The organism is Salegentibacter profundi (assembly GCF_054121475.1).
The window spans coordinates 207,202-228,945 of sequence record NZ_JBSYGG010000004.1; the positions used below are offsets into that span (position 1 = coordinate 207,202).

General features: G+C 41.5%; 18 protein-coding genes. 11 read left to right on the forward strand and 7 right to left on the reverse strand.

Annotated features, from left to right (window positions below; all coding sequences use genetic code 11):
* Positions 1–59: 59 nt before the first annotated feature.
* Entirely contained in the window at positions 60–2,174 is a 2,115-nt protein-coding gene (locus ACW6NC_RS07690) for a M1 family metallopeptidase (RefSeq protein WP_457864956.1), read from the reverse strand.
* A 108-nt stretch (positions 2,175–2,282) separates the two neighbouring features.
* Here ACW6NC_RS07690 and recG point away from each other — a divergent pair, with 108 nt between their 5' ends.
* The 4 genes from recG to pheT all read left to right on the forward strand — a co-directional run bounded on the left by recG (position 2,283) and on the right by pheT (position 9,095).
* Positions 2,283–4,382 carry an ATP-dependent DNA helicase RecG gene (recG, locus tag ACW6NC_RS07695; RefSeq protein ID WP_457864957.1) on the forward strand — a complete coding sequence of 700 codons (2,100 nt, stop codon included), beginning with the start codon at positions 2,283–2,285 and terminating at the stop codon, positions 4,380–4,382.
* 108 nt (positions 4,383–4,490) lie between these two features.
* A complete protein-coding gene (locus tag ACW6NC_RS07700) occupies positions 4,491–5,309 on the forward strand; it encodes a hypothetical protein (RefSeq protein ID WP_457864959.1) in 819 nt (272 codons plus the stop codon).
* Positions 5,310–5,608: 299 nt separating this feature from the next.
* Positions 5,609–6,529 carry a hypothetical protein gene (locus tag ACW6NC_RS07705; protein WP_457864961.1) on the forward strand — a complete coding sequence of 307 codons (921 nt, stop codon included), beginning with the start codon at positions 5,609–5,611 and terminating at the stop codon, positions 6,527–6,529.
* Between the two features lie 136 nt (positions 6,530–6,665).
* Positions 6,666–9,095, forward strand: a complete 2,430-nt coding sequence (gene pheT, locus ACW6NC_RS07710; RefSeq protein ID WP_457864963.1) for a phenylalanine--tRNA ligase subunit beta — start codon at positions 6,666–6,668, stop codon at positions 9,093–9,095.
* Between the two features lie 80 nt (positions 9,096–9,175).
* On the opposite strand, the gene ACW6NC_RS07715 is transcribed toward pheT, so the two are convergent.
* Entirely contained in the window at positions 9,176–9,754 is a 579-nt protein-coding gene (locus ACW6NC_RS07715) for a DUF4136 domain-containing protein (RefSeq protein WP_457864965.1), read from the reverse strand.
* A 170-nt stretch (positions 9,755–9,924) separates the two neighbouring features.
* Between ACW6NC_RS07715 and ACW6NC_RS07720 the strand changes: the two genes are divergently transcribed.
* From ACW6NC_RS07720 to ACW6NC_RS07730, 3 genes are all read left to right on the forward strand, one after another.
* Positions 9,925–10,635, forward strand: coding sequence for a hypothetical protein (locus tag ACW6NC_RS07720; RefSeq protein ID WP_457864967.1), 711 nt, complete (start codon positions 9,925–9,927; stop codon positions 10,633–10,635).
* Positions 10,636–10,712: 77 nt separating this feature from the next.
* Positions 10,713–10,961 (forward strand): putative signal transducing protein, encoded by a 249-nt coding sequence (locus ACW6NC_RS07725; protein WP_457864968.1) that lies wholly within the window; start codon positions 10,713–10,715, stop codon positions 10,959–10,961.
* The gene (locus ACW6NC_RS07730) at positions 10,951–11,148 is read left to right on the forward strand and encodes a hypothetical protein (protein ID WP_457864969.1); all 198 of its coding nucleotides are present in this window, start codon (positions 10,951–10,953) and stop codon (positions 11,146–11,148) included. The genes ACW6NC_RS07725 and ACW6NC_RS07730 overlap by 11 nt, the downstream gene beginning before the upstream one ends.
* A 42-nt stretch (positions 11,149–11,190) precedes the next feature.
* Here the strand turns inward: ACW6NC_RS07730 and ACW6NC_RS07735 are convergent, their stop codons facing one another.
* From ACW6NC_RS07735 to ACW6NC_RS07745, 3 genes are all read right to left on the reverse strand, one after another.
* Entirely contained in the window at positions 11,191–12,201 is a 1,011-nt protein-coding gene (locus ACW6NC_RS07735) for a 3-oxoacyl-ACP synthase III family protein (RefSeq protein ID WP_457864971.1), read from the reverse strand.
* A gap of 263 nt (positions 12,202–12,464) precedes the next feature.
* Complete coding sequence (locus ACW6NC_RS07740) at positions 12,465–13,775, reverse strand: ABC1 kinase family protein (protein ID WP_457864973.1); 1,311 nt, start codon at positions 13,773–13,775, stop codon at positions 12,465–12,467.
* A complete protein-coding gene (locus ACW6NC_RS07745; RefSeq protein WP_457864975.1) occupies positions 13,776–14,447 on the reverse strand; it encodes a TetR family transcriptional regulator C-terminal domain-containing protein in 672 nt (223 codons plus the stop codon).
* Positions 14,448–14,667: 220 nt separating this feature from the next.
* Between ACW6NC_RS07745 and htpG the strand changes: the two genes are divergently transcribed.
* Positions 14,668–16,557, forward strand: a complete 1,890-nt coding sequence (htpG, locus tag ACW6NC_RS07750) for a molecular chaperone HtpG (RefSeq protein ID WP_457864977.1) — start codon at positions 14,668–14,670, stop codon at positions 16,555–16,557.
* Positions 16,558–16,634: 77 nt separating this feature from the next.
* Here the strand turns inward: htpG and ACW6NC_RS07755 are convergent, their stop codons facing one another.
* On the reverse strand, positions 16,635–18,842 hold the full coding sequence (locus ACW6NC_RS07755; RefSeq protein ID WP_457864978.1) for a response regulator: 2,208 nt from the start codon (positions 18,840–18,842) through the stop codon (positions 16,635–16,637).
* A gap of 143 nt (positions 18,843–18,985) precedes the next feature.
* Between ACW6NC_RS07755 and ACW6NC_RS07760 the strand changes: the two genes are divergently transcribed.
* The gene (locus tag ACW6NC_RS07760; RefSeq protein WP_457864979.1) at positions 18,986–19,345 is read left to right on the forward strand and encodes a DoxX family protein; all 360 of its coding nucleotides are present in this window, start codon (positions 18,986–18,988) and stop codon (positions 19,343–19,345) included.
* 2 nt (positions 19,346–19,347) lie between these two features.
* On the forward strand, positions 19,348–19,932 hold the full coding sequence (locus ACW6NC_RS07765; protein ID WP_457864981.1) for an alpha-ketoglutarate-dependent dioxygenase AlkB family protein: 585 nt from the start codon (positions 19,348–19,350) through the stop codon (positions 19,930–19,932).
* Between the two features lie 45 nt (positions 19,933–19,977).
* On the opposite strand, the gene ACW6NC_RS07770 is transcribed toward ACW6NC_RS07765, so the two are convergent.
* Positions 19,978–20,757 (reverse strand): S1/P1 nuclease, encoded by a 780-nt coding sequence (locus tag ACW6NC_RS07770; protein ID WP_457864983.1) that lies wholly within the window; start codon positions 20,755–20,757, stop codon positions 19,978–19,980.
* Positions 20,758–20,883: 126 nt separating this feature from the next.
* Between ACW6NC_RS07770 and ACW6NC_RS07775 the strand changes: the two genes are divergently transcribed.
* Positions 20,884–21,744: an SPFH domain-containing protein gene (locus tag ACW6NC_RS07775; protein ID WP_457864984.1), complete on the forward strand. Its 861-nt coding sequence runs from the start codon at positions 20,884–20,886 to the stop codon at positions 21,742–21,744.

Genomic DNA, 21,744 nt, shown 5'->3' on the forward strand with positions numbered 1-21,744 from the left:
AAAAAATTCCTCCGGCCAAAATAAGTAAATGATTTAGAACGAGGATACAAGTTCAACTTTTAACTGTTTAATTTATCCAACAAAAAAAGCCTTTCCTTCTCAGGCAGGTTTTCTGTAAGGCTTTGCAACTGTTCCCGGTACTCCGGATCTTTGATTAATACAGAAAGCAATTCCCGGCTAAAATTCCTGAACTGGCTTGTATGGTGCTGGGTGGCCTCCAATAAATTTTTAAGGTTATCCACGCTCAAAGCCTGGATTTGATAAAGATAACTAAAGGCATTTTTGCGAACCTCTAATGGCAAATGTGGAGCGGTATACCCTGAAAGCTCTGCGTAATAAGCCTGTTGTTTTGCAGGCTCAAGGCTTGGAGTAGCCAGGTTCAGGGTGATCCAGAGAATCCTTAAATTTTTATCCGGAAAGCCTACCAGACCTCTTGTTTGGTCTAGGTACCGGGTTTTTTCTTGCGGGAATTGTATCCAAAGGTTGGTCAGTGCTGCTTCTATCGTTAACCAGGATTCATCCTTTAGAAGAGACTCATATTCAGGTTTCAGGTCTTGCGGAATTTCATCCATACTCAGGGCAATGGCCTGGCGAACAAAAACATTTTCACTATTAAAAGCCAGTTTATAAAGCTGCAGGGCTTCCCTTGAGGATTCTCCGGCCAGCTGAAAGACCACTTCCTGGCCTATGTAATCATTTACAGGCTTCTCAAGGGCATTTCTTAGAAGAGAAGACTTCTCCTCCAAGGGCATCGATCTTAATGCAGCTATTTCGAGATAATTCTGCATAAATTCAGAATGCTTCAGGGAATTCAGTGCCTGTGCTCCCTGGAATGCCGTCTGTTTCAGCCACTGGGCTATAAACTCTGAAAGATCCTCTCCCGAGGCCTTTTCCACTTCGGCCAGGAAATCCTCGCTTTGTACGTTTTGATAAGCATGGCCCTTGAGGTATTCCCGCACCGCTGTTTTAAAGGCTTCATCCCCTACTTTTTCTCTCAGAATATGCAGGGCCCAGGCTCCTTTTTGGTAGTAGGTCAGGGAACTTCCGCCCTTTCTCATCAAAGCTTCTCCCTTCCCTGAGTCACTTAATTCCTTTAATCGCTCTGCTGATTCATACAACTTCCAGTAGTAATATTCATCCCCAAAAATCTCCCTTTCCGCAAGCAGGGCATAATAGGTAGCAAAACCCTCATGTAACCAATGGTGTGCTTCTGCTTTTTGAGTAACAAGGTTCCCAAACCACTGATGGGCCAATTCATGGGCATTCACATTGACATAGTTGCGGTCCTTAAAGCCCACTTCATTGGTTAGCAAAGCCCTGGAAAAAATAGTTGTACCGGTATTTTCCATTCCGGCATAGAGAAAATCCTGTACGGGTACCTGTTTGTAGTTCTGCCAGGGATATGGCACGCCGATTTCTTCTTCTAAAAAATCAAATATTTTCTTGCTGTACCGATATGTGGGTTCCCAAAGAGCGTCCTCAGCCTTTTCAAGATATAATTCCATACTAATACCTGACTGGGCGGTCAACTCTTCCTTTTCAAACTTTCCAGCTGCAAAGGCAAGCAGGTAGCTGCTCATGGGTTTTTCCATTTGAAAATTCCAGCGGGACAGTGAGTCATTGATGGACTGTTGGGAGATCAGCTCCCCGTTTGAAATCACCTGATAACCCTTCTTAAAATCAAAGCTCAGATCGTAAACAGCCTTTTCATTCTGGTTATCGATAACCGGTATCCAGTGCGAGGAATCCTTTCCCTGCCCTTGTGTCCAAACCTGCCTGGAGGCTGAAATGGTTCCAGGGATATTCCAGTTGATAAAATACATAGCCTGTTTTGGCCTGGCTGAATACCTTAACCTGATTTCATAAATTTTAGAAGGTTTCAGAGATGCTTTCAGCCAAAGCATTTCACCGGTATTGCGGGTTGGGATAGTCCTCCCGTTTAGCTTCACCTCAGAGAAGGACATTTCCTGCGCATCGAGATAGATACTATCCACCTGGCCCGTAACTTTTATTTGGTAAACCACCTCTCCTTTTATCTGGCCGGATTCCGGAGTAACCTCCATACGGGCTTCGATATTTTTAAAGTCGATATTACTGAGCTGGTAAGTCGTATAATCCTGGGAGAAGCCCCTGGCAAAAGTCAGTATCAAAAAGCTTAACAAAAGATATTTCATACAGAAGCAATAGGATTTGCAAAATACGAAAAACCTACCCCGTGTACAACGAGATTATTTTTTAAGAAAATCAAAGCCAAAAAACCGGATTTTAATATCTTCGTTTCCATGAATGCCAATATGCTTCAAACCCCTATAGATTACCTTAAAGGTGTTGGTCCTAATCGCGCAAAGGTCCTTAAATCGGAATTGGGCATTCAAACCTATGGCGACCTGCTGAACTTTTTTCCAAATCGTTATTTAGATAAAACCCGTTTTTATAAGATCAACCAGTTGCAGGGTAATACTGCCGAGGTGCAGGTGGTTGGAAAGATCACCCATATCAAAAGCGTGGAACAAAAACGTGGCAAACGTCTTGTTGCTGATTTCGTGGATAATACCGGCAGAATGGAATTGGTGTGGTTTCGGGGTCAGAAATGGATAAAGGAAAATCTTAAACTCAATACCCCTTATGTGATCTTTGGGAAAACCAATTTGTTCAATGGAATCTTTAGTATGCCCCATCCCGAGATGGAACTGGTCGAGGATTTTAAAAAACAGTTGCGTACGGCAATGCAACCGGTCTACCCTTCCACGGAAAAGCTCGCAAAAGCCGGGATCACCAACAGGGTGATCAATAAGATTATGCAGCAGCTTTTTTTGGAAACCAAGGGCCAATTTTTGGAAAGTCTCTCCCAGGAAATTCTACAGGAGTATAAACTCATTTCAAAATCAGAAGCTCTATTTAACATCCATTTCCCCAAAAGCCAGGAGCTGCTCACCAAGGCACAATTTCGTCTGAAATTTGAGGAACTTTTTTACATTCAACTCCAGCTTATCCGAAAGAATTTACTTCATAAAAAAAAGATCAGGGGCTATGTTTTTGAAAACGTGGGGGAGAATTTCACCAATTTTTACAACGAGCATTTACCCTTCGATTTAACAGGGGCACAAAAGCGTGTGATCAAAGAAATAAGAAATGATATAGGCAGCGGCGCCCAAATGAACAGGCTGTTACAGGGGGATGTGGGATCCGGTAAGACCATTGTGGCCTTAATGTCAATGTTTATAGCCCTTGACAACGATTTTCAGGCCTGTCTCATGGCTCCTACTGAAATTTTGTCAGTACAGCACTACAATGGCTTAATGGAATTATGTAAAGACCTAAATACCAGTATAGAAATACTTACAGGCTCAACTAAAACTTCAAAAAGAAGAGAGATTCACGAAAAATTGGAAAATGGCGAAATAGATATCCTGATTGGCACGCATGCCCTGCTGGAAGATAAGGTCCAATTCAAGAATTTAGGCCTGGCCGTAATAGATGAACAACATCGGTTCGGGGTGGCTCAAAGAGCAAAATTATGGAAGAAGAACGAGCTCCCTCCTCATATTTTGGTCATGACCGCTACCCCTATTCCAAGGACCCTTGCGATGAGTCTTTATGGGGACCTGGATATTTCAGTGATCGATGAACTACCTCCCGGTAGAAAACCGATAAAAACCGTGCACCGCTATGATGCCAACCGCCTAAAAGTTTTCGCTTTTCTAAGGGAAGAAATCAAAAAGGGCCGGCAGGTATACATTGTCTACCCTCTCATTCAGGAATCGGAAACGATGGATTACAAGGACCTGATGGATGGTTATGAAAGCATCGCTCGGGAATTTCCGGAATTCCAGATTTCTATTGTGCATGGCCAGATGAAACCGGAGGCCAAGGATTACGAGATGGATCGATTTGTTCGCGGGGAAACTCAAATTATGGTGGCCACCACCGTAATTGAGGTGGGGGTTAATGTTCCCAATGCCAGTGTGATGATTATTGAAAGCGCGGAACGTTTTGGACTCTCACAGTTGCATCAGTTGCGCGGAAGAGTTGGTCGTGGCGCAGCACAGAGCTTCTGTATTCTAATGACCGGGCATAAGCTATCCCAAGACAGTAAAACCCGCCTACAAACCATGACTGGTACTAATGATGGATTTGAGATCGCAGAAGTTGACCTTAAACTTCGCGGTCCCGGGGATCTTATGGGAACTCAGCAAAGCGGGGTTTTGAATCTCCAGATAGCCGATATCGTTAAGGACAACGATATTCTTAAAGCGGCCAGGCATCTTGCCAGCAAAGTCCTAAAAGAAGATCCAAATCTCCAGTTGAAAAAAAACAGCATTCTCCACCACACTTTCACCCAGATCTCCAGGAATAAAACACTCTGGAATTATATCAGCTAGTGCATCCCATCGAGAGAATGACCTCACACATCGAAAAGTTATATTACCAATAAGGGTTTTCCCCTAATGTTCGTATTTTCAACAGGTTAATCTTAAATTCTTATTATTATGAAAAAATTATTTTACTTAATAATTCTTGGGGCGGGAATTATAGGATGCAGTACGGACACTGAATCGCTCACAGATTCCAATAATATTCAGGAATTGGATTTCACCATTGAAAACAGTGGATTTCCCATTACAACCTATGATTATTACAACAATGGTGGAAAACTAAAGGGAAGCCTGCTGGTTACACAAGACTGCGATAATCTTTATGTTCAGATAACCGGAGATCCGGATGAGGTATACCTTGGAGTCTTTGATGAGAATGACAATCCGCAGGTAAACCAGAATAACGATAAAGTCAAATATGCCACTTTACCCGATGATCTCAGTACAGCAGACCAATACCAATGGACTTTCCCTCTTTCGGGTTTTAGTACAGAAACAGTTAAAATTTTTGCACGAAGTTGGGGCAATTGGGTAGGAGATTTATCCTACTATGATGCTTCCTACTTCACCTATACCCTTGAAACCTGTGAAGTAGAATGTGAATCCGGATATATGATTGGGAGTAAAAACTTCTCTGAAATCGGCCACAGCAATAACTGGGGCTGGGCCCATTATTTTGAATTTGAGGATGGCCAAAGCCAGACCCGCGAAATTCATCATAAAAATGGATCTTTAGGCGGGGAAGTCACCTTTACTTATTCCGACGACCAAATCAGCGTAGAGGAAGGCAATGGAGTCAAGATAACCCATCTTTACATTTCCGATACCGAACCGGAAACTACCAATGCCCCTGGACAATTTGACAAAGATCAGACTTATGAAGATGAGGATGGTGCATTCTGGGTCATGGTCAAGGCTGAAGTCTGTCAATAATCCTCATTATACCAATACTATTTAAAGGGCTTTCGGGCCCTTTTTTTATGCATAACAATTTCTCTGGTTTTTTTGCGGGGTTTCCCTTATTTTCTGGCTTTCAGACAAATAGGCTTATTAATTCCGTGGTAAAAACATTTACACAGCAGAACCCTGCAATACAAAGACTTAAAGCTATATGCTCAATGGATGAAATTAGATTTTTATGCCTTAAAAGTCCTGTCTAAGGGTCGGAAGCCATCCCCAAAAAGTTAAGATAATTCGTACTTTTATTAGGTTAACCATTAAATCTGGAGATTATGAAAACAAAATTATTGATGTTAACCGGGATCTTTTTTATAAGCCTGGTTACAAGCGCAATTGCTCAGGACGAGAAAGAAAAAAGTTCCATTGGAGATGCGGTATTTGAAGTGTATCAGGAAAACGGAATTGACGCCGCACTCGCCCATTATGAAAAATTAAAGAAAGAGGAAAAGGAAAACTACAACTGGGACGAATGGGAATTAAACAACATTGGGTATAAGCTTATGTTGGAAGAAAAGGATATGGCAGCAGCAGAAAAGGTCTTCAAATATAACATGGAAGAGTACCCTGAAGCAGCCAATCCGAACGATTCCTATGCCGATTACCTTATCGAAAAAGGGGAGACCGAGGAAGCTAAAAAGTATTTAAAGAAATCCATTGAGATTGCCCAAAACAGCTCCAATGAAGATGAAAGAACCCGGATTCTTACCGGTTCCAAGGCTAAACTCTCAAAACTGGAAAACAAACACCGTATCCTGGATTTCTTAGCCGGAGAATGGACTATGGAACAAACCGGATACCGCGATGGGAATGCTCTTGAGATTCCAGCCAGCTCCCATAGCATTACCTATTTGCCGGGAGATGCCGTATTGCGCGTCAAACATACCAATGCGCAAAAAAACCCCTGCTGCGAGCGTTTAATCGCCTATGATGCCCTCGAAGAAAGATACGAGATGGCCTATTTCAATGCCACGGACCCAACCGGAATTGAAATTTCCAATCTCGAAATTAAGGATCTCGGAGAAAACCGTATTGAAATGATGGAGGAATATCTTCAGGACAATGAAAAAAAATTGGCCCGGCACGAGATTACACGTAGCGACCAGGATAACATCCAGTGGAATGTATTTGTCCAGAATGACGACAGTAAGCAATGGGAAAAGGCCACGGAAATGAGGTTTAAAAGGAAGATCTAAGTCTGGAATTTTAAGCATTTTTAAAAAGAGAAGCCTCATGCTTCTCTTTTTAATTGGTCATAAGCTCAAAATTAAAATTTCAAATTATGCCAAAACCGTTCGTAATACTATCTTTGCTGCCTGAAAAAATAATTCGATGAAGATTTCATATAACTGGTTAAAGCAATTTATCAAACTCCCCGAACAGCCTAAGGAAACAGGCGAATTACTTACGGATCTTGGGCTGGAGGTGGAAGGCATTCAGGAATTTCAAAGCGTAAAAGGCGGATTAGAGGGTATTGTGGTAGGACATGTGCTGAGTTGTGAGGATCATCCCAACGCCGATAAATTAAAGTTGACCAATGTAGCTCTGGGCAATGGAGAAGAGGTGCAAATTGTTTGTGGCGCACCGAATATCGCTACAGGACAGAAGGTGCCGGTCGCAACCATAGGCACCACACTCTACAATGAAAAAGGAGAAGCCTGGCCTATTAAGAAAGGAAAAATACGAGGAGAGGCCAGCTATGGGATGATTTGCTCTGAAAAAGAGCTTGGAATAAGTGAAGATCACCAGGGTATAATGGTAATGAAGGAGGATCTTGAGCCTGGAAAACCCGTTGCTGAAATCTTTGAGATAGAAAACGACCAGGTTTTCGAAATAGGTTTAACTCCCAATCGGGCTGATGCTATGAGCCACTGGGGGGTAGCCCGGGATCTCAAAGCCGGTTACCAGCAACAGGGTAAAACCCTGGAATTGATCACTCCATCGGTAAGCAGTTTTCATGTAGACAGTCGTAGCCTGAAAATTCCAATTCATGTAGAAGATTCAAACCTGGCCCCAAGATATTGCGGCCTTACTATTTCAGATATTAAGGTAGAGGATTCTCCAAAATGGCTTCAAAACAGGCTTAAAGCTATTGGGATCACTCCTAAAAACAATGTGGTAGATGTTACCAATTTTGTGATGCACGAACTCGGACAGCCTTTGCACGCTTTTGATGCAGGTAAGATCACCGGAAACCAGATCCATGTTAAAACCTTAAAGACAGGCACCAAATTCATTACTTTAGACGAAGTAGAACGTGAACTCGACCAGGAAGATCTTATGATCTGCGATGGCGAAAAACCACTTTGTATAGCAGGTGTTTTTGGTGGGATTACAAGCGGGGTTACCAAAAATACGACCGCAATATTTCTTGAAAGCGCGTACTTTAATCCGGTTAGCGTACGAAAAACAGCCAAAAGACACGGGTTAAATACCGATGCTTCTTTCCGGTTTGAGCGTGGTATTGATATCAATTCAGTAGAGTATGCTTTAAAAAGAGCAGCCCTGCTTATAAAGGAAATCGCAGGCGGAGAGGTTACCAGTGACATCGATGACCTTTATTTCAAAAAAATAGAAGACTTCCAGGTCTTTCTCACCTTCGATAAGGTCAATAAACTCATCGGTGAAAACCTGGAACAGGAAACTATAAAATCAATCCTTGCCAGTCTTGAAATTCGCGTGAATAATGTGACCGAAACAGGGATGGGCTTAACGATTCCTTCCTACCGCGTAGATGTTCGTCGCGAGGCTGATGTGATCGAAGAGATCCTAAGAGTCTATGGATATAATAATATTAAGTTCAGCGATAAGCTTAATGCTTCTGTGGCTATCTCTTCGAAATTTGAAGATTATAAGCTACAAAACCTGATCTCCAATCAATTGATAGGACAGGGTTTTTATGAGAGTATGGCCAATTCACTTACCACTCCAGCATATACCAATCTCAGTGAACAAATTAAGAAAGAGTATAATGTGGAAATGCTCAACCCTCTTAGTCAGGACCTGTCCGTTATGAGGCAGTCTATGCTTTTTTCGGCACTGGAAGCCGCCAGTTATAACATTAACCGAAAACAGAATCGCCTTAAATTATTCGAATTCGGTAAGACATACCACAGCTTTGTCAGTGGCAGAAGCGAGACCAAACATCTTGCCCTTACCCTTACTGGAAATAGAAACGCAGCGCACTGGAATATCACTAACCCCGGTAATGGAAATTTCTTCTATCTCAAGGGAATTATTGTGGCTATCCTGGAACGGCTTGGCATCAATAGCAGCAAAACCTCCCCTTCTAAAAGTGATTTGTTTTCCGAAGGGCTTAGCATAAGCTCAAAAAAAGCAAAACTTGTAGAGTTCGGAGTCGTAAAAAAATCCATTCTAAAGCATTTCGATATTGGGCAAGAGGTCCTTTTTGCGGATTTCAACTGGGACGCTCTTGTGGAAGAAGCCTCTGGAGATAAGAAGAAATTTAGCCCTATTCCAAAATATCCCGCAGTAAAACGTGATTTCGCACTTTTACTGGATGAATCGGTATCTTACCAGGAGGTTGAGAGTATTGCCCTGCAAACGGGTAAAAAAATGCTTAAGCAGGTGAACCTCTTTGATGTCTACCAGGGCAGCAATCTTCCGGAAGGTAAAAAGAGCTATGCAGTGAGCTTCCTGTTTCAGGATGAGAATAAAACCCTGACCGATAAACAGGTTGACAAAATGATGAGCAAACTTCAACAAAGGTTCGAAAGCGAGTTAAAGGCTGAATTGAGATAAGCCTTATTTCCTTAATGATATAAGATCCGTGGTTTCTAAATAAGAGACCACGGATTTTCTTTTTTATTGAAGCCTAGGAATTATGGGAAATTCTTAAAGATATCATCGACATAATCCCTAATGTCCCTATCCATACGACGGGTTCCGATCTCAGCTTCCGAAGTTGCACGCCAGATGATTTCATTGGTCCTTCGGTTTATAAAATCCAGCACGATACTCCCCTTTTGATAGGGCACTTGCTTCACGCTGGGGCCAGTTAAACGCTGAATGGTAAAGTAATCTTCATAGACGTAATCTTCTACATAAGGCCCGATATAAAGTCCGGGGCGGTAATAACTGTAATTGGTATATACGGGATTCGCATTGACATCAGCCTTCTCATCAAACATAGCGTGAACATATACAAGGACATCCGGCTGATTTTTATCAAGCACATAACCCTCATCCTTCATATTCGCATTGATGGTAGCGACGATAACCTCTTTAATCTCCCTGTTATCATAGTTCCGGTCCATAATCGTATCGTTATTCGGTAAAAAGGCATAGGAGTCGTAATTTCTTAAAGTTTTGGCCTGATCAGTGAGTTTATTTCCTGAGCCACAGGCTGCCAACAAGAAAATACCTATTACTCCCAGGATTGTAAAGTGTAATTTTTTCATAGATTTTTTGCTTTTATTTTAGTTTGAATATAGCCTGAAAGCCTTAATCTCAAAAGGATTTCAGGCCCTTTTAATATTATTTAACAAGCTGTTTTCTCCTTTAACTTTTAATTATCTATTGTTTTAATCAAATTATTTATTTTTAGATTTATTCTAAAGAAGAAAAGAAGATGTTGAAGTTACCGCGCACAGACATTGAAATCCAGTTGCAAAAAGTAAGGAATCGAAGAATCGCAGAAAAAAATATCCTGGCTCAGGTTCAGGAAATTTTTGCGCAGAATCAGCAAATTCTGGAAAAGCTTAACCACGGCAGCGGAGAGCACGACAATACTTTCGAATTCGACCTTCTGGAACGCGAGAGAATTTATCACCTCTCTGACATTGAAAAGATCTGCATCGATTATCGGCTGAGGTTTTTGGACTCTAGCTTTTTTAAGGCCGAAATCCCCACCGAAGCTATTTCAGAAATAAAGAAGCTTGAAAAAAAACATCAAACCAGCCTGAGGGGCTTTAAAATTATTGCCCCTTCAAAACTGCTCAAACTTGACAATGCTGATGACCCCCTGCTTTTTGCACCGATGGGGAATGATTATTTTTACCTGATCCACAAATGGGGCAATGACCTTCATCCCCTGCGCAAAATCCTTATGTGGCCATTTAAGTATATCGAGAATTTCGCGCTGGTTTTGCTGGCCCTTAGCTTTTTGCTGGCTCTTATGGTGCCCGATGGATTGTTCTCCCCTAAGCAAACCACCACCCAGTTTTTTATAATTTTCTTTTTTGTATTTAAATGGATCGCGGGGCTCTCCATTTTTTACGGCGTAAAGTTCGGTAAGAATTTCAATTCGGCTATCTGGCAAAGCCGATTTTACAATGCCTAGAACGTTAAACTCAGTATAAAACCTATGCCGTAAGCAGGGGAATTCGTAATTTGGTTATTACCAAAAACCAATCAATCATGAGTAGTGAAGACACTTACGAACGGGTATATACGGGTTCCGAACCCAATGTCCAATACCTGCAGGAAATCTTTGAGAAAGCTGGTATTTCATCCCGGGTAAGAAATGATTTCGATTCCGGTCTCAGAGCGGGATTCGGAGGCGGTCTCCCCGGCCAGGTACAGCTCTTTGTAATCAAAAGCCATTATGAAGAAGCCCTGAAAATCGCAAAATCAACCTTTCCGAAAGATTACACCGATGACCAATAATGAAAACCAAACTCCCAAACGAAATATCTGGAACCTCATCTTGGGAATCGCCTTTACAGGTTATGGTTCCTACCGGTTATACTACCATTTAACCAGTGTGGAAACCGACAACTTTGGCCTTATTCTGGCCATAGCATTTGTAGGCCTGGGCATTTACGATTTATATAAATATTTTGCCGTGAAATAAGCAAAGCCGGAGATCCCGGCTTTACTTATTCTTTAGGATGATTTACCAGCTAATAATTGCACTGGCCCAGGTAAAACCACTTCCGAAGGCTGCAAGCACTACAACATCTTCATCTTTGATCTTGCCTTTTTCCCAGGCTTCGGTTAAAGCGATTGGGATCGAGGCCGCCGTGGTATTACCATATTTCTGGATATTATTATACACCTGATCATCGCTTAGTTTAAATTTATGCTGAATAAATTGGGATATCCTCAAGTTCGCCTGATGGGGAATTAACATATCAATATCCTTTACCTCCAAACCGTTGGCATTAAGCCCTTCCATAATGACTTCCGAGAAACGCTGTACGGCATGTTTAAAAACAAATTGTCCGTTCATATAAGGATAATAGGGAATATCGTCGCCCTGTGGATTTTCAGCAATAATCTCCGGTACCCAGTGCATCGTACTTGGCCCTTCTAGAGAAAGTTCCTTTGCGTGCTTTCCTTCGGAATGCAAATGGGTGGAAAGAATCCCCTCTCCATTATGATCGCTTCGGGTAAGCACAGCAGCTCCCGCTCCATCCCCAAAAATGACTGAAACCGAACGTCCACGGGTGGTGAAATCCAAACCACCGCTATGATTCTCACTTCCGATAACAAGTACATTTTTATACATCCCGGTCTTTATATACTGGTCTGCCACAGAGAGTGCATAGACAAAACCACTGCATTGATTCCTGACATCCAGGGCCGGACAGGTATTGATATCCAGCATTTCCTGGACCTGCACCCCACAACCCGGGAAGTAATAATCGGGACTTAAGGTTGCAAAGACAATAAGGTCTATCTCATCCTTGGAAATAGCCGCTCTTTCCAATGCGATTTTTGCCGCCTTCACCCCCATGGTAGCCGTGGTATTACCATCTCCTTTTTTAATATGACGGCGTTCTTTAATACCGGTACGCTCCTGGATCCATTCATCATTAGTATCCATGAGCTTGGCCAGATCATCGTTGGTGACCACATTTTCTGGCACATAACTTCCCAGACCGGCAATTTTAGATTGAAACATAATTAAACTTTTTAGAATCTTTTCAACTGGAATTTAAGCATTCCTTAAAATATGAGCTAGCAAGATAGTAAAGATTAACAATCCTTATTCTATGGCAGGGAAATTATTTGTTGGTCAAAAAATGATCCTCAACCTCCACCAGGTCCGAAATCTTCCCTTTTATTTTTTACCGGGAAAGCAGTTTTGCCATGGAAAAAAGAAAGTCTGATTGCTCCAATGACAATCAGACTTTCTACAACCTAACCAATAAATAAAACCTACAATTATGACAGATAATCGTGGAACTTATTAATCTTCACTTTTGCTCTCAGATCGTGAAGCAAATTGTATAATCCAAAAAAGGTACGGTTAATATAAAGGAAGTGCTTACTTCCCCTGTTACCGTTCATTTTTCTTAATTCTGTGTCCTTACTATATTTTTCGCTTAAATCCGTAATAGCGCTCCAAAAGGATTCATCGGCAAAGTCGAAGCTCTCTGCATGAAATGGACTGGTAAATAAATTCAGCATCTGGTAGAACAACTCCGAAAAATAAGCTATCTCCCGGGATGAATCATCCTTTCTAAGAATTTCAAGCTCAAATAATTTAGCCCTAAAAAATTCGGGGTCGTTGATATTTTCCTTTTTAGCCAGCTCAAAATAAGGTACATAAAAATCTTCAGGCACCTCTTTAATACAACCAAAGTCAATAGCAATAAGATTGGCTTGCTCATCGATAAGGAAGTTTCCCGGATGTGGATCGGCATGCACGGCTTTCAGCCTATGCATCTGGAACATATAAAAATCCCAGAGGGCCTGACCAATTTTGTTTGCCTTTTCCTGATCCTGGTTGGTTTTTGTCCATTCACTAAGATGAACACCGGTCATCCAATCCATGGTAATAATGCGTTCACTGGATAGATCCTCATAATACCTGGGAAATTTAAGGTTGGGTATATGGGCGCAGGCCTTTGAAATATCCTTGCTTTGCTGCACTTCCAGTAAATAATCGGTTTCCTCCAGAAGCTTCCCTTCTACTTCCCTGAAGTATTTTTCGGAATCTTTTCCCTGAAGATTGAACATCCTGGTCGCGATGGGTCTAACCATCGCGAGATCAGAACTGATACTATCTGCCACACCTGGATATTGAATTTTCACAGCAAGTTTTTTCCCATCTTTTTCAGCGCGGTGCACCTGGCCAATACTGGCGGCATTCACGCTCTGGCTGGTGAAGGTATCATAGAGTTCTTCAGGATATTTTCCGTTGTATTTTTTAAAAGTCTTTCTGACCAGAGGAGCCGAAAGCGGTGGCACACTAAACTGGGCAAGGCTGAACTTCTCCACATAGGCCCCCGGCAATAAACTCTTTTCCATGGAAAGCATTTGAGCTACCTTCAGGGCACTTCCTTTCAGGCTTTTCAACCCGTCATAGATATCATCGGCATTACTTTGATCGAGTTCCGCGCGGGTAAGTTCAGCATTAAAAGCCTTTTTACTGTAATATTTTAAGTAATTACCGCCAACTTTTACCCCGGTGGTCACCATCTTCGAGGTCCTCCCCAGCTTGCCGGTAGGTATTTTATCTATAGTCTTCATTTATGCCATCTTTTCTTTCCAAAGGAACTTTCCAAAATCAATAACCCGCTCCAGAGGGGTATTATCGAAAACATCAAAAACGGTGTTCACAGATTTTTCAATGGCTACATCGGTACTTTCGAATTTAGCCGAATTATCATCCATCCAGAAATTCAACAGGAACATCAATTGAATCCAGGCTGCTTCGGAAAAGATAGCTTCTGATTGCTTAAGGACCTTTAGGTTCTTGGTTTGATTTTCCTCCTTGATTAAATCCTGGGCAAAACCTTTCACGCGTTTTCTCAAGCCTTTTAACTGTTCCAGGTTCTTGAGCTTATTATCATACTGTTTTAAGGCAAATAAGACAAAACTCCTGTTGGCTGAAAGCATTTCAAAAAAGGTATAATAAAAGGTCAGCATCTTTTCCCGGTTGGTAAAATCATGGTATTCCGGGCTTCCTTCCAATACCTTCAGGGTATGTTCATAGAACTGTACCCAGATTCCCTTTTGCAGGCTTTCAAAGCTTCCGAAGAAATCATAGAATTCCTCTTCCTTTAATTTGTTCTCCTTGCAGAATTTATAGACACTTTGTGGTGTTTTTTCATTCTCAAGAACATATTGCATATAAAGCGCTATCAGCTTATCGCTGGTTAGTTTCTTTTTTGCAGTGGTATTTTTCTTTGTGGTACTCATAGCTAATTTTCTTTTTCAAAGATAAACTTTGTTTAACTTTAAATACATAAAATTAAACAAAAGCTTTGTTAAAAATTTCCATAGAAATATTGGAAACAATTCATTAGACGAAAAAGCGCTCTGAGAATTACATCCGCTGTCAGTTTGTCAGCAGGGCGTTAATGGTATTTTTTTTGACTAATGAAGTCCAAACAAAGATTAATTTAAACACTAAGCATATATGGCAACCGGAAACATTAATGTATCTGTTGAGAATATTTTTCCGCTGATTAAGAAATTCCTATACAGCGATCATGAGATCTTTTTACGCGAGCTCATCTCCAATGCAACCGACGCAACCCTGAAATTAAAACACCTTACCGATATAGGTGAAGCCGGGGGCGTCGAATATGGCCAACCCAGAATTGAAGTGAAAATCGATAAGGAGGGTAAAACCCTACACGTTATCGACCAGGGAGTGGGTATGACCAAAGAGGAAGTTGAGAAATACATCAATGAAGTTGCTTTCTCTGGCGCCGAAGAATTCCTGGAAAAATATAAAGATTCAGCTAAGGACAGTGGCATCATCGGGCACTTTGGTCTTGGTTTTTACTCCGCTTTTATGGTGGCAAACAAAGTAGAAATCATTACCAAGTCTTATAAAGATGAACCTGCAGCCCATTGGGTATGTGAAGGTACCACCGAATTCACCCTTGAAGACGCTGACAAAAAAGAGCGTGGAACAGAGATCATTCTGCACATCAATGAGGATGACAAGGAGTTTTTGGAAGAAGCTCGTATTCGGGAGTTGTTAACCAAGTATAACAAGTTCATGCCGATTCCAATCAAATTTGGAACAAAGGAGGAAACCCTACCCCTTCCTGAGGATGCCCCGGAAGACGCCAAACCAGAAACCAAAACCGTTGATGACATTATCAACAATCCGAACCCGGCCTGGACCAAGCAACCTACAGAGCTGGAAGATAAAGACTATAAGGAATTCTATCGCGAATTGTATCCTATGCAGTTCGAGGAACCCTTATTCCATATTCACCTCAATGTAGATTATCCATTTAATCTTACTGGAATCCTTTATTTCCCAAAACTAACCGGGAATATGGATATTCAGCGTGATAAGATCCAGTTGTATCAAAACCAGGTCTTTGTGACCGATAATGTGGAAGGTATCGTTCCCGAGTTTCTGACTATGCTTCGCGGTGTTATCGATTCTCCCGATATTCCTTTAAATGTATCGCGTTCCTATCTTCAAGCTGACAGTAATGTTAAGAAGATCGCAAGCTACATCTCAAGAAAGGTAGCTGACAAACTGAAATCGCTTTTCAACAACAACCGTGAGGATTTTGAACAGAAATGGAATGATATTAAGGTCGTGATCGAATACGGAATGCTTTCCGAGGATAAATTCTTCGATAAAGCACAGAAATTTGCCCTCTACCCAACTGTTGACGACAAGTACCTGACCTACGAGGAGTTAGAGGAGAAGATTAAAGATAATCAAACGGATAAGGACGGGAATTTAGTTATCCTTTACGCCTCCAGCCAGGATGCGCAACACAGCTACATAGATGCTGCCAAGGCAAAGGGCTATGAGGTATTGTTACTGGATTCACCAATTGTTTCTCATTTGCTGCAAAAGCTGGAAAGCAAGAAAGAAAAGATCTCTTTTGTACGGGTTGATGCCGATCATGTGGATAACCTGATCAAAAAAGATGAGGAAAAAATCTCAAAGCTTTCCGATGAGGAAAAAGAAAAGCTTAAAGCTGATTTTGAAAACGTTGTTCCTAAAGAAAAGTATACCGTTCAGTTAGAAGCTATGGACAGCGATGCAGCTCCTCTTCTTATCACTCAGCCTGAGTTTATGAGAAGGATGAAAGAGATGCAGCAAACCGGCGGTGGTGGAATGTTTGGAATGGGAAATATGCCAGAAATGTATAACCTGGTGGTCAATACCAATCACCCACTTATCTCAGAAATACTTAACACTAAAACGGCCAAAAAACAGGAGCGATTGATCAAACAATCCCTGGATCTGGCAAAACTATCTCAGAACCTTTTAAAAGGCGAAGAACTTACCGCCTTTATCAAACGCAGTTTTGATATGGTTAAATAGAAAATCAGTGCACTTCACTATATTAAGACAGGCTGCCTTTAAAAGACAGCCTGTTTTTTTATGTATAGCCCTCAATTTTAAGAATTGACTTCCTTGAGGTCCCTCCGCTTTAGATTTCGGTAGACGATCTGATAGAATTGCTGGACATCATAAGGCTTGACAATGATGTCATTCATCCCGGCTTCAAAGATTTGGTTTCTTATCTCCTCGATTTCTACAGCGGTAAGCGCTACTATGGGAACATTGCTGTCAAATACACGGATTCTTCTGGTAGCTTCCAAACCACTAATGCCGGGCATATTGACGTCCATAAGGACCATGTTATAGGTGTGATTTTTGATTTTCTTTATCGCTTCTTCCCCACTGGCGGCAACTTCACAAATAAAGTTCTTTTTTTCCAGGATACGCTGGGTCACTACCTGGTTTATACGGTTATCATCAACGATCAGCACCTTCTTTTCTCCTTTATATTCCTCTTCAAGGATCTCCTTTGATACTGCCTCCGGACCAGATTCCGAAACAACATCAAAATCAATGACAAAACTAAAGACAGCCCCTTTTCCCTCTTCACTCTCAAGGGCAATGGAAGAACCAAAGAGTATAAGTAATTTTTTCACGATGGGAAGACCCAGCCCGGTACCCTGGTAATTGTAATTGGTGTTTTTCAACTGGGCAAATTCCTCGAAGATGAGCTTTTGTTTACTACGCGGAATACCGATCCCATTATCCTTTACTTCAAAATACACTTTGGCCGTAGTGTCCTTTTTTTCTTCCAGCCAGGCCGAAATATAAATATCACCTCTCTCGGTGAACTTCATCGCGTTCCCTACCAGGTTCATCAGGATTTGAGATAATCGAACGGGGTCGCTTTTTAAAGTTTTCGGGATCTTCTGGTCAATTTCAAAATGTATGCTATTATGGTTTTGAAGTCGGGTAAATTCAAAACTATTTACAATGCTTAGCATCAGTTCCTCCAGGTTAAAGGGAATATGTTCCAGAGAGACCAGATTCGATTCCATTTTGTTCATCTGGAGTACATCATTAATGAGGGCCAAAAGATAATCTGCTGAGAATTTCAGAGATTTAATGTCATTATGATGCTTGCGGAGACCTTTTTCTTCCAGCAATAAGGAGGTAAGCCCCACCACGCCGTACAGGGGGGTTCTCAATTCATGGCTAACGGTAGAGAAAAACTGCGTCTTTTGCAAAGTGAGTCTTTCCGCTTTTTCCTTGGCATCCTGAAGCTGTCGGTTTTTTGACTGGAGTTCATTGATCAGGCCTTTCCTGTCCTGGTTGATCTTATTGAGAATTAAAAGAATAATCATTAACACAAATGAGGATATCACCGTGACCATGACCTTCTCATTGGATTTGCTAATGATTTGTTCCTGGAAAATCTGTTCTTTTTTGGCAAGCTCAAGATTCTTCTGGTATTGGTTTACATCATACCTGGCAACAGCCGCTTCAACCTGTTGAAGCTTTTCCTTTTCGAAAATTTTTGCTTTATACTGGTCATGAGCAAAAAGCTGAAGATAAGCTTCCTTAAAACGCTCTTCTTCAAATAGAAAGTCGGCGTATTCCCTGGCTATCTCAGAGGCTGGCAACAACAATGAATCCTTCTCTGCAAGGGCCAGGGCTTCTTCTAGATAAACCTGTGCTGAATCCGGTTGCGAGATAGCACGATGATACCTTCCCATCAACATATACAGTTGTGAGCGCACCTCATTATCCTGGCTATCCTTTATCATATCCATGGATTCCCTTAGATAAGCAAGAGCCTCATGAGGTTTATTCAAATCAAGGTAGGTCCAGGCAATATTCACCTTGGAAGCCAGTCCTTCCTCAGGCATGGCTGTCTCGTTGGAAAGGCGGATAACCTTCTCATACATCGCTATCCCCTTGTCAACCGTAAGCGGATTATCCGAATATATATTCCCCAGGTTATTATGTGCCCAGAGAATCAGCGTATCATTTTGGGACTTTTGAGCGAACTCCAGGGCCTGTTCATAATTTTTCTTTGCTCTTATCGTATCATGAAGTTCCGTATAGGCATGACCAAGGAAGTTATGGGCGTGAAATTGATAATAGTCGCTTTTAAAATCCTTTGAGGTATTCAAAAGCTTCAGTGCTCCTTCAATACCTTCATGGTATTTGTATTTATTCAAAAACTGCTGGGCTTGTTCAAGAAGCCTTTCCAGGCTATCCTGCCTTACTTCTTTTTGTTCCTGTCCGAATGCAAAGCCCAGGGCGCCGAAGAAAATTGTAAGCAATAGAATTTTTCTCAAGATAGCAGGTTTGGTTAGTCAGGTTAAGGCCTTCGAAAATTAGTGGTTTTGCGGTTAAATTCCAATACAATTGTTAAACCTAGCTTAAATTTTACTGATTTCCTTTCCAGGACGTTAGTTTTATGATCAATCAAAAAAAACGAATGAACTATCCCTGGCATCTATACGCAATGGGTCTTATGTATATTTTTGCAGGCTCTTTGCATTTTATCAAACCAAAAATGTACATGCGCATAATGCCTGCTTACCTACCAAGGCATAAACTGCTGGTATTTTTAAGCGGGTTTGTCGAGATTATATTAGGTCTGGCCCTCTTTTTCCCCGTGGCAAAGGATTTTGCTATTTATGGGCTAATAGCAATGTTACTCTTATTTTTAAGCGTTCATTTTTATATGCTTAGCTCCCCCAAAGCCGGTGCAGGAATACCCAGCTGGGCTTTATGGCTCAGAATTCCGCTTCAGTTTTTCCTCATTTGGTGGGCCTGGTTCTACCTAAAATTCTAAGAATGGAAATCCAAATTTTTGACTTAAAGGACGCCCGGCTGAGATACCTCCCTGAATTCTTTGCCCCTGAGATGGCCAATTATTATTATGAAAGTCTCCAGGAGAGCATCCCCTGGAAACAGGATAGTATTAAACTCTTTGGAAAAGAACATCCCCAGCCCCGCTTAAGTGCTTTTTTTGCGGACCCCGATGTGAATTATGCCTACTCAGGACTTAAGTTAAAACCGAAGGAATTTTCAAAAGAAATCCTGGAGATTAAAAAAAACGTAGAGACCTTCTGCAAATGTACTTTTAATTCCTGTCTGGCCAACTTCTACCGCACTGGCCAGGATAGTATGGGATGGCATTCCGATGATGAAAGAGAATTGGGTAAAAATCCAGTCATTGCTTCTGTAAGTTTTGGCGCAGAAAGGATCTTTCATCTAAAAAACAAGCACGACAAAAACCTTAAACAGCAAATTCTACTGGGTCACGGCAGCCTTCTCATTATGGAGGGAGCCACTCAGCATCACTGGAAACATCAGTTGCCTAAAACCAAAAAGAATTTAGCGCCCCGTCTTAATCTTACCTTTAGAAAAATTTACTAGGAAGGCATGTTATATTGAGACCTTTGCTGTAACGACAAAAATGGTTTAACGGTAAATTTCGTTTAAGACCTTGGCTAAACGGATTCCGCCCTTTTGTAATTGCACTCTCACTGTAGGGAACCATTTGTACATATACTCATACCCGAGTTTTTCTCCAATTTCTACAGAGTCATATAAAACATCCGCCAGGGCCCGGGACTCGTAAACCCAGTCCAAAAGCTGACCTGATTGCATCTGCTTTAATTCCTCCCGGCTTAATTCTTTTCTATTCTCGCTCAATTCGGTATAGCTCATTTGAAAGGAATCAATCATTTGACTGTCCCAGACCCGGTGAATATTTGTTCCCTCATTGAACCATCTGACCTGGATCGTATTCCCTCCTTTATCAGCACTACGGCCAACGTGGAACGGCTGATGGAGATCTCCCATAAAGTGAACCAGCATTTTAAGGTAAAACTGCTTGTCCTCGCGGGAGGCTTCCTTATCCTTCAATACTTCGATACTTTTTTCAATAGCCTGGAGGAGATCCCCTTTTTTATTGGCTTTCTCTGGCTCATAGTGTTCATCTTCAGGATCAATATTAACGTAATGCCAGGGCCCGTACTGACGAAAATCTGGATCGCTTTTTATATCATCAGCATAATTGGCCACAAAAGCAAGACTCTGTCCTTCCAGAAGTTCGGCAATAGCCTTTTGAGCCTTTACACTTAAATGTTTTTCGGCAATTTCTCCTGTGGTGCGATGGCCGGTTTTTCCCCAGTCATTTTCGGCTAGGCCTATGCTGGTGTAAAATATCGCTGATAAAATTAAAATTAATTTTTTCATGTATTCTTTAATTTTAGGCAAAGATAAACAAGGCTATAAAAAATAAATAGTTAATTCTGCTTTGTTATTAAATTTAAAGGAATATATTTATGATATCATTTTAATATCAATTAATTCAACCAAATCATGACACAGGAAAAAGATCTTAAACCTTCTAACGGCTATATCATGCTGTTTGCTTTCTTTATTATATTTTTAGGGAGTATTATTGCCTTTATAAGCCTTGAAAATACCTGGTTTCTGGTAGTAGCCTTTTTCTCCCTCTTTATACTCCCAGGACTTATCCTTGTAAATCCAAATGGCTCCAGGGTCCTACTTTTATTTGGTGATTACAAAGGCACGGTAAAGAAAAACGGGCTTTTCTGGGTGAATCCCTTTTATACGAAAAAGAAGGTTTCCCTGAGGGCACGGAATTTCGACAGTGAACGGTTAAAAGTGAATGATAAACTAGGGAACCCGGTCATGATCAGTACCATTCTCGTGTGGCGGGTAAGAGATACCTTCAAAGCTTCCTTTGATGTGGACAATTTTGAGAATTTTGTGGTCGTACAAACCGATGCTGCCGTAAGAAAACTTGCAAGTCTCTATCCCTATGATAATTTTGCGGATGAAGGCCTGGATGAAGATATCACGCTGCGCTCCAGTGTCAATGAAGTAAGTGAGGCCTTAGAACAGGAACTTGAAGAACGACTACAGATTGCCGGAATAGAAGTTCTGGAAGCAAGGATCGGATACCTTGCCTATGCCAATGAAATAGCTAGTGCTATGCTTAAACGCCAGCAGGCTACTGCAATTGTTGCAGCCCGGCATAAGATCGTGGAAGGTGCCGTAAGTATGGTGGAAATGGCTCTACATCAATTGAACGAAAAAGAACTTGTGGATCTTGATGCTGAGAGAAGAGCCGCTATGGTCAGCAATCTAATGGTGGTGCTTTGCAGTGATAAAGATGCCACCCCGGTGGTCAACGCAGGGACTTTAAATCATTAA

Coding starts and splice junctions, on each gene's coding strand:
- ACW6NC_RS07690 (WP_457864956.1), bottom strand. CDS start 2,174: ATGAAATATCTTTTGTTAAGCTTTTTGATACTGACTTTTGCCAGGGGC.
- recG (WP_457864957.1), top strand. CDS start 2,283: ATGAATGCCAATATGCTTCAAACCCCTATAGATTACCTTAAAGGTGTT.
- ACW6NC_RS07700 (WP_457864959.1), top strand. CDS start 4,491: ATGAAAAAATTATTTTACTTAATAATTCTTGGGGCGGGAATTATAGGA.
- ACW6NC_RS07705 (WP_457864961.1), top strand. CDS start 5,609: ATGAAAACAAAATTATTGATGTTAACCGGGATCTTTTTTATAAGCCTG.
- pheT (WP_457864963.1), top strand. CDS start 6,666: ATGAAGATTTCATATAACTGGTTAAAGCAATTTATCAAACTCCCCGAA.
- ACW6NC_RS07715 (WP_457864965.1), bottom strand. CDS start 9,754: ATGAAAAAATTACACTTTACAATCCTGGGAGTAATAGGTATTTTCTTG.
- ACW6NC_RS07720 (WP_457864967.1), top strand. CDS start 9,925: ATGTTGAAGTTACCGCGCACAGACATTGAAATCCAGTTGCAAAAAGTA.
- ACW6NC_RS07725 (WP_457864968.1), top strand. CDS start 10,713: ATGAGTAGTGAAGACACTTACGAACGGGTATATACGGGTTCCGAACCC.
- ACW6NC_RS07730 (WP_457864969.1), top strand. CDS start 10,951: ATGACCAATAATGAAAACCAAACTCCCAAACGAAATATCTGGAACCTC.
- ACW6NC_RS07735 (WP_457864971.1), bottom strand. CDS start 12,201: ATGTTTCAATCTAAAATTGCCGGTCTGGGAAGTTATGTGCCAGAAAAT.
- ACW6NC_RS07740 (WP_457864973.1), bottom strand. CDS start 13,775: ATGAAGACTATAGATAAAATACCTACCGGCAAGCTGGGGAGGACCTCG.
- ACW6NC_RS07745 (WP_457864975.1), bottom strand. CDS start 14,447: ATGAGTACCACAAAGAAAAATACCACTGCAAAAAAGAAACTAACCAGC.
- htpG (WP_457864977.1), top strand. CDS start 14,668: ATGGCAACCGGAAACATTAATGTATCTGTTGAGAATATTTTTCCGCTG.
- ACW6NC_RS07760 (WP_457864979.1), top strand. CDS start 18,986: ATGAACTATCCCTGGCATCTATACGCAATGGGTCTTATGTATATTTTT.
- ACW6NC_RS07765 (WP_457864981.1), top strand. CDS start 19,348: ATGGAAATCCAAATTTTTGACTTAAAGGACGCCCGGCTGAGATACCTC.
- ACW6NC_RS07770 (WP_457864983.1), bottom strand. CDS start 20,757: ATGAAAAAATTAATTTTAATTTTATCAGCGATATTTTACACCAGCATA.
- ACW6NC_RS07775 (WP_457864984.1), top strand. CDS start 20,884: ATGACACAGGAAAAAGATCTTAAACCTTCTAACGGCTATATCATGCTG.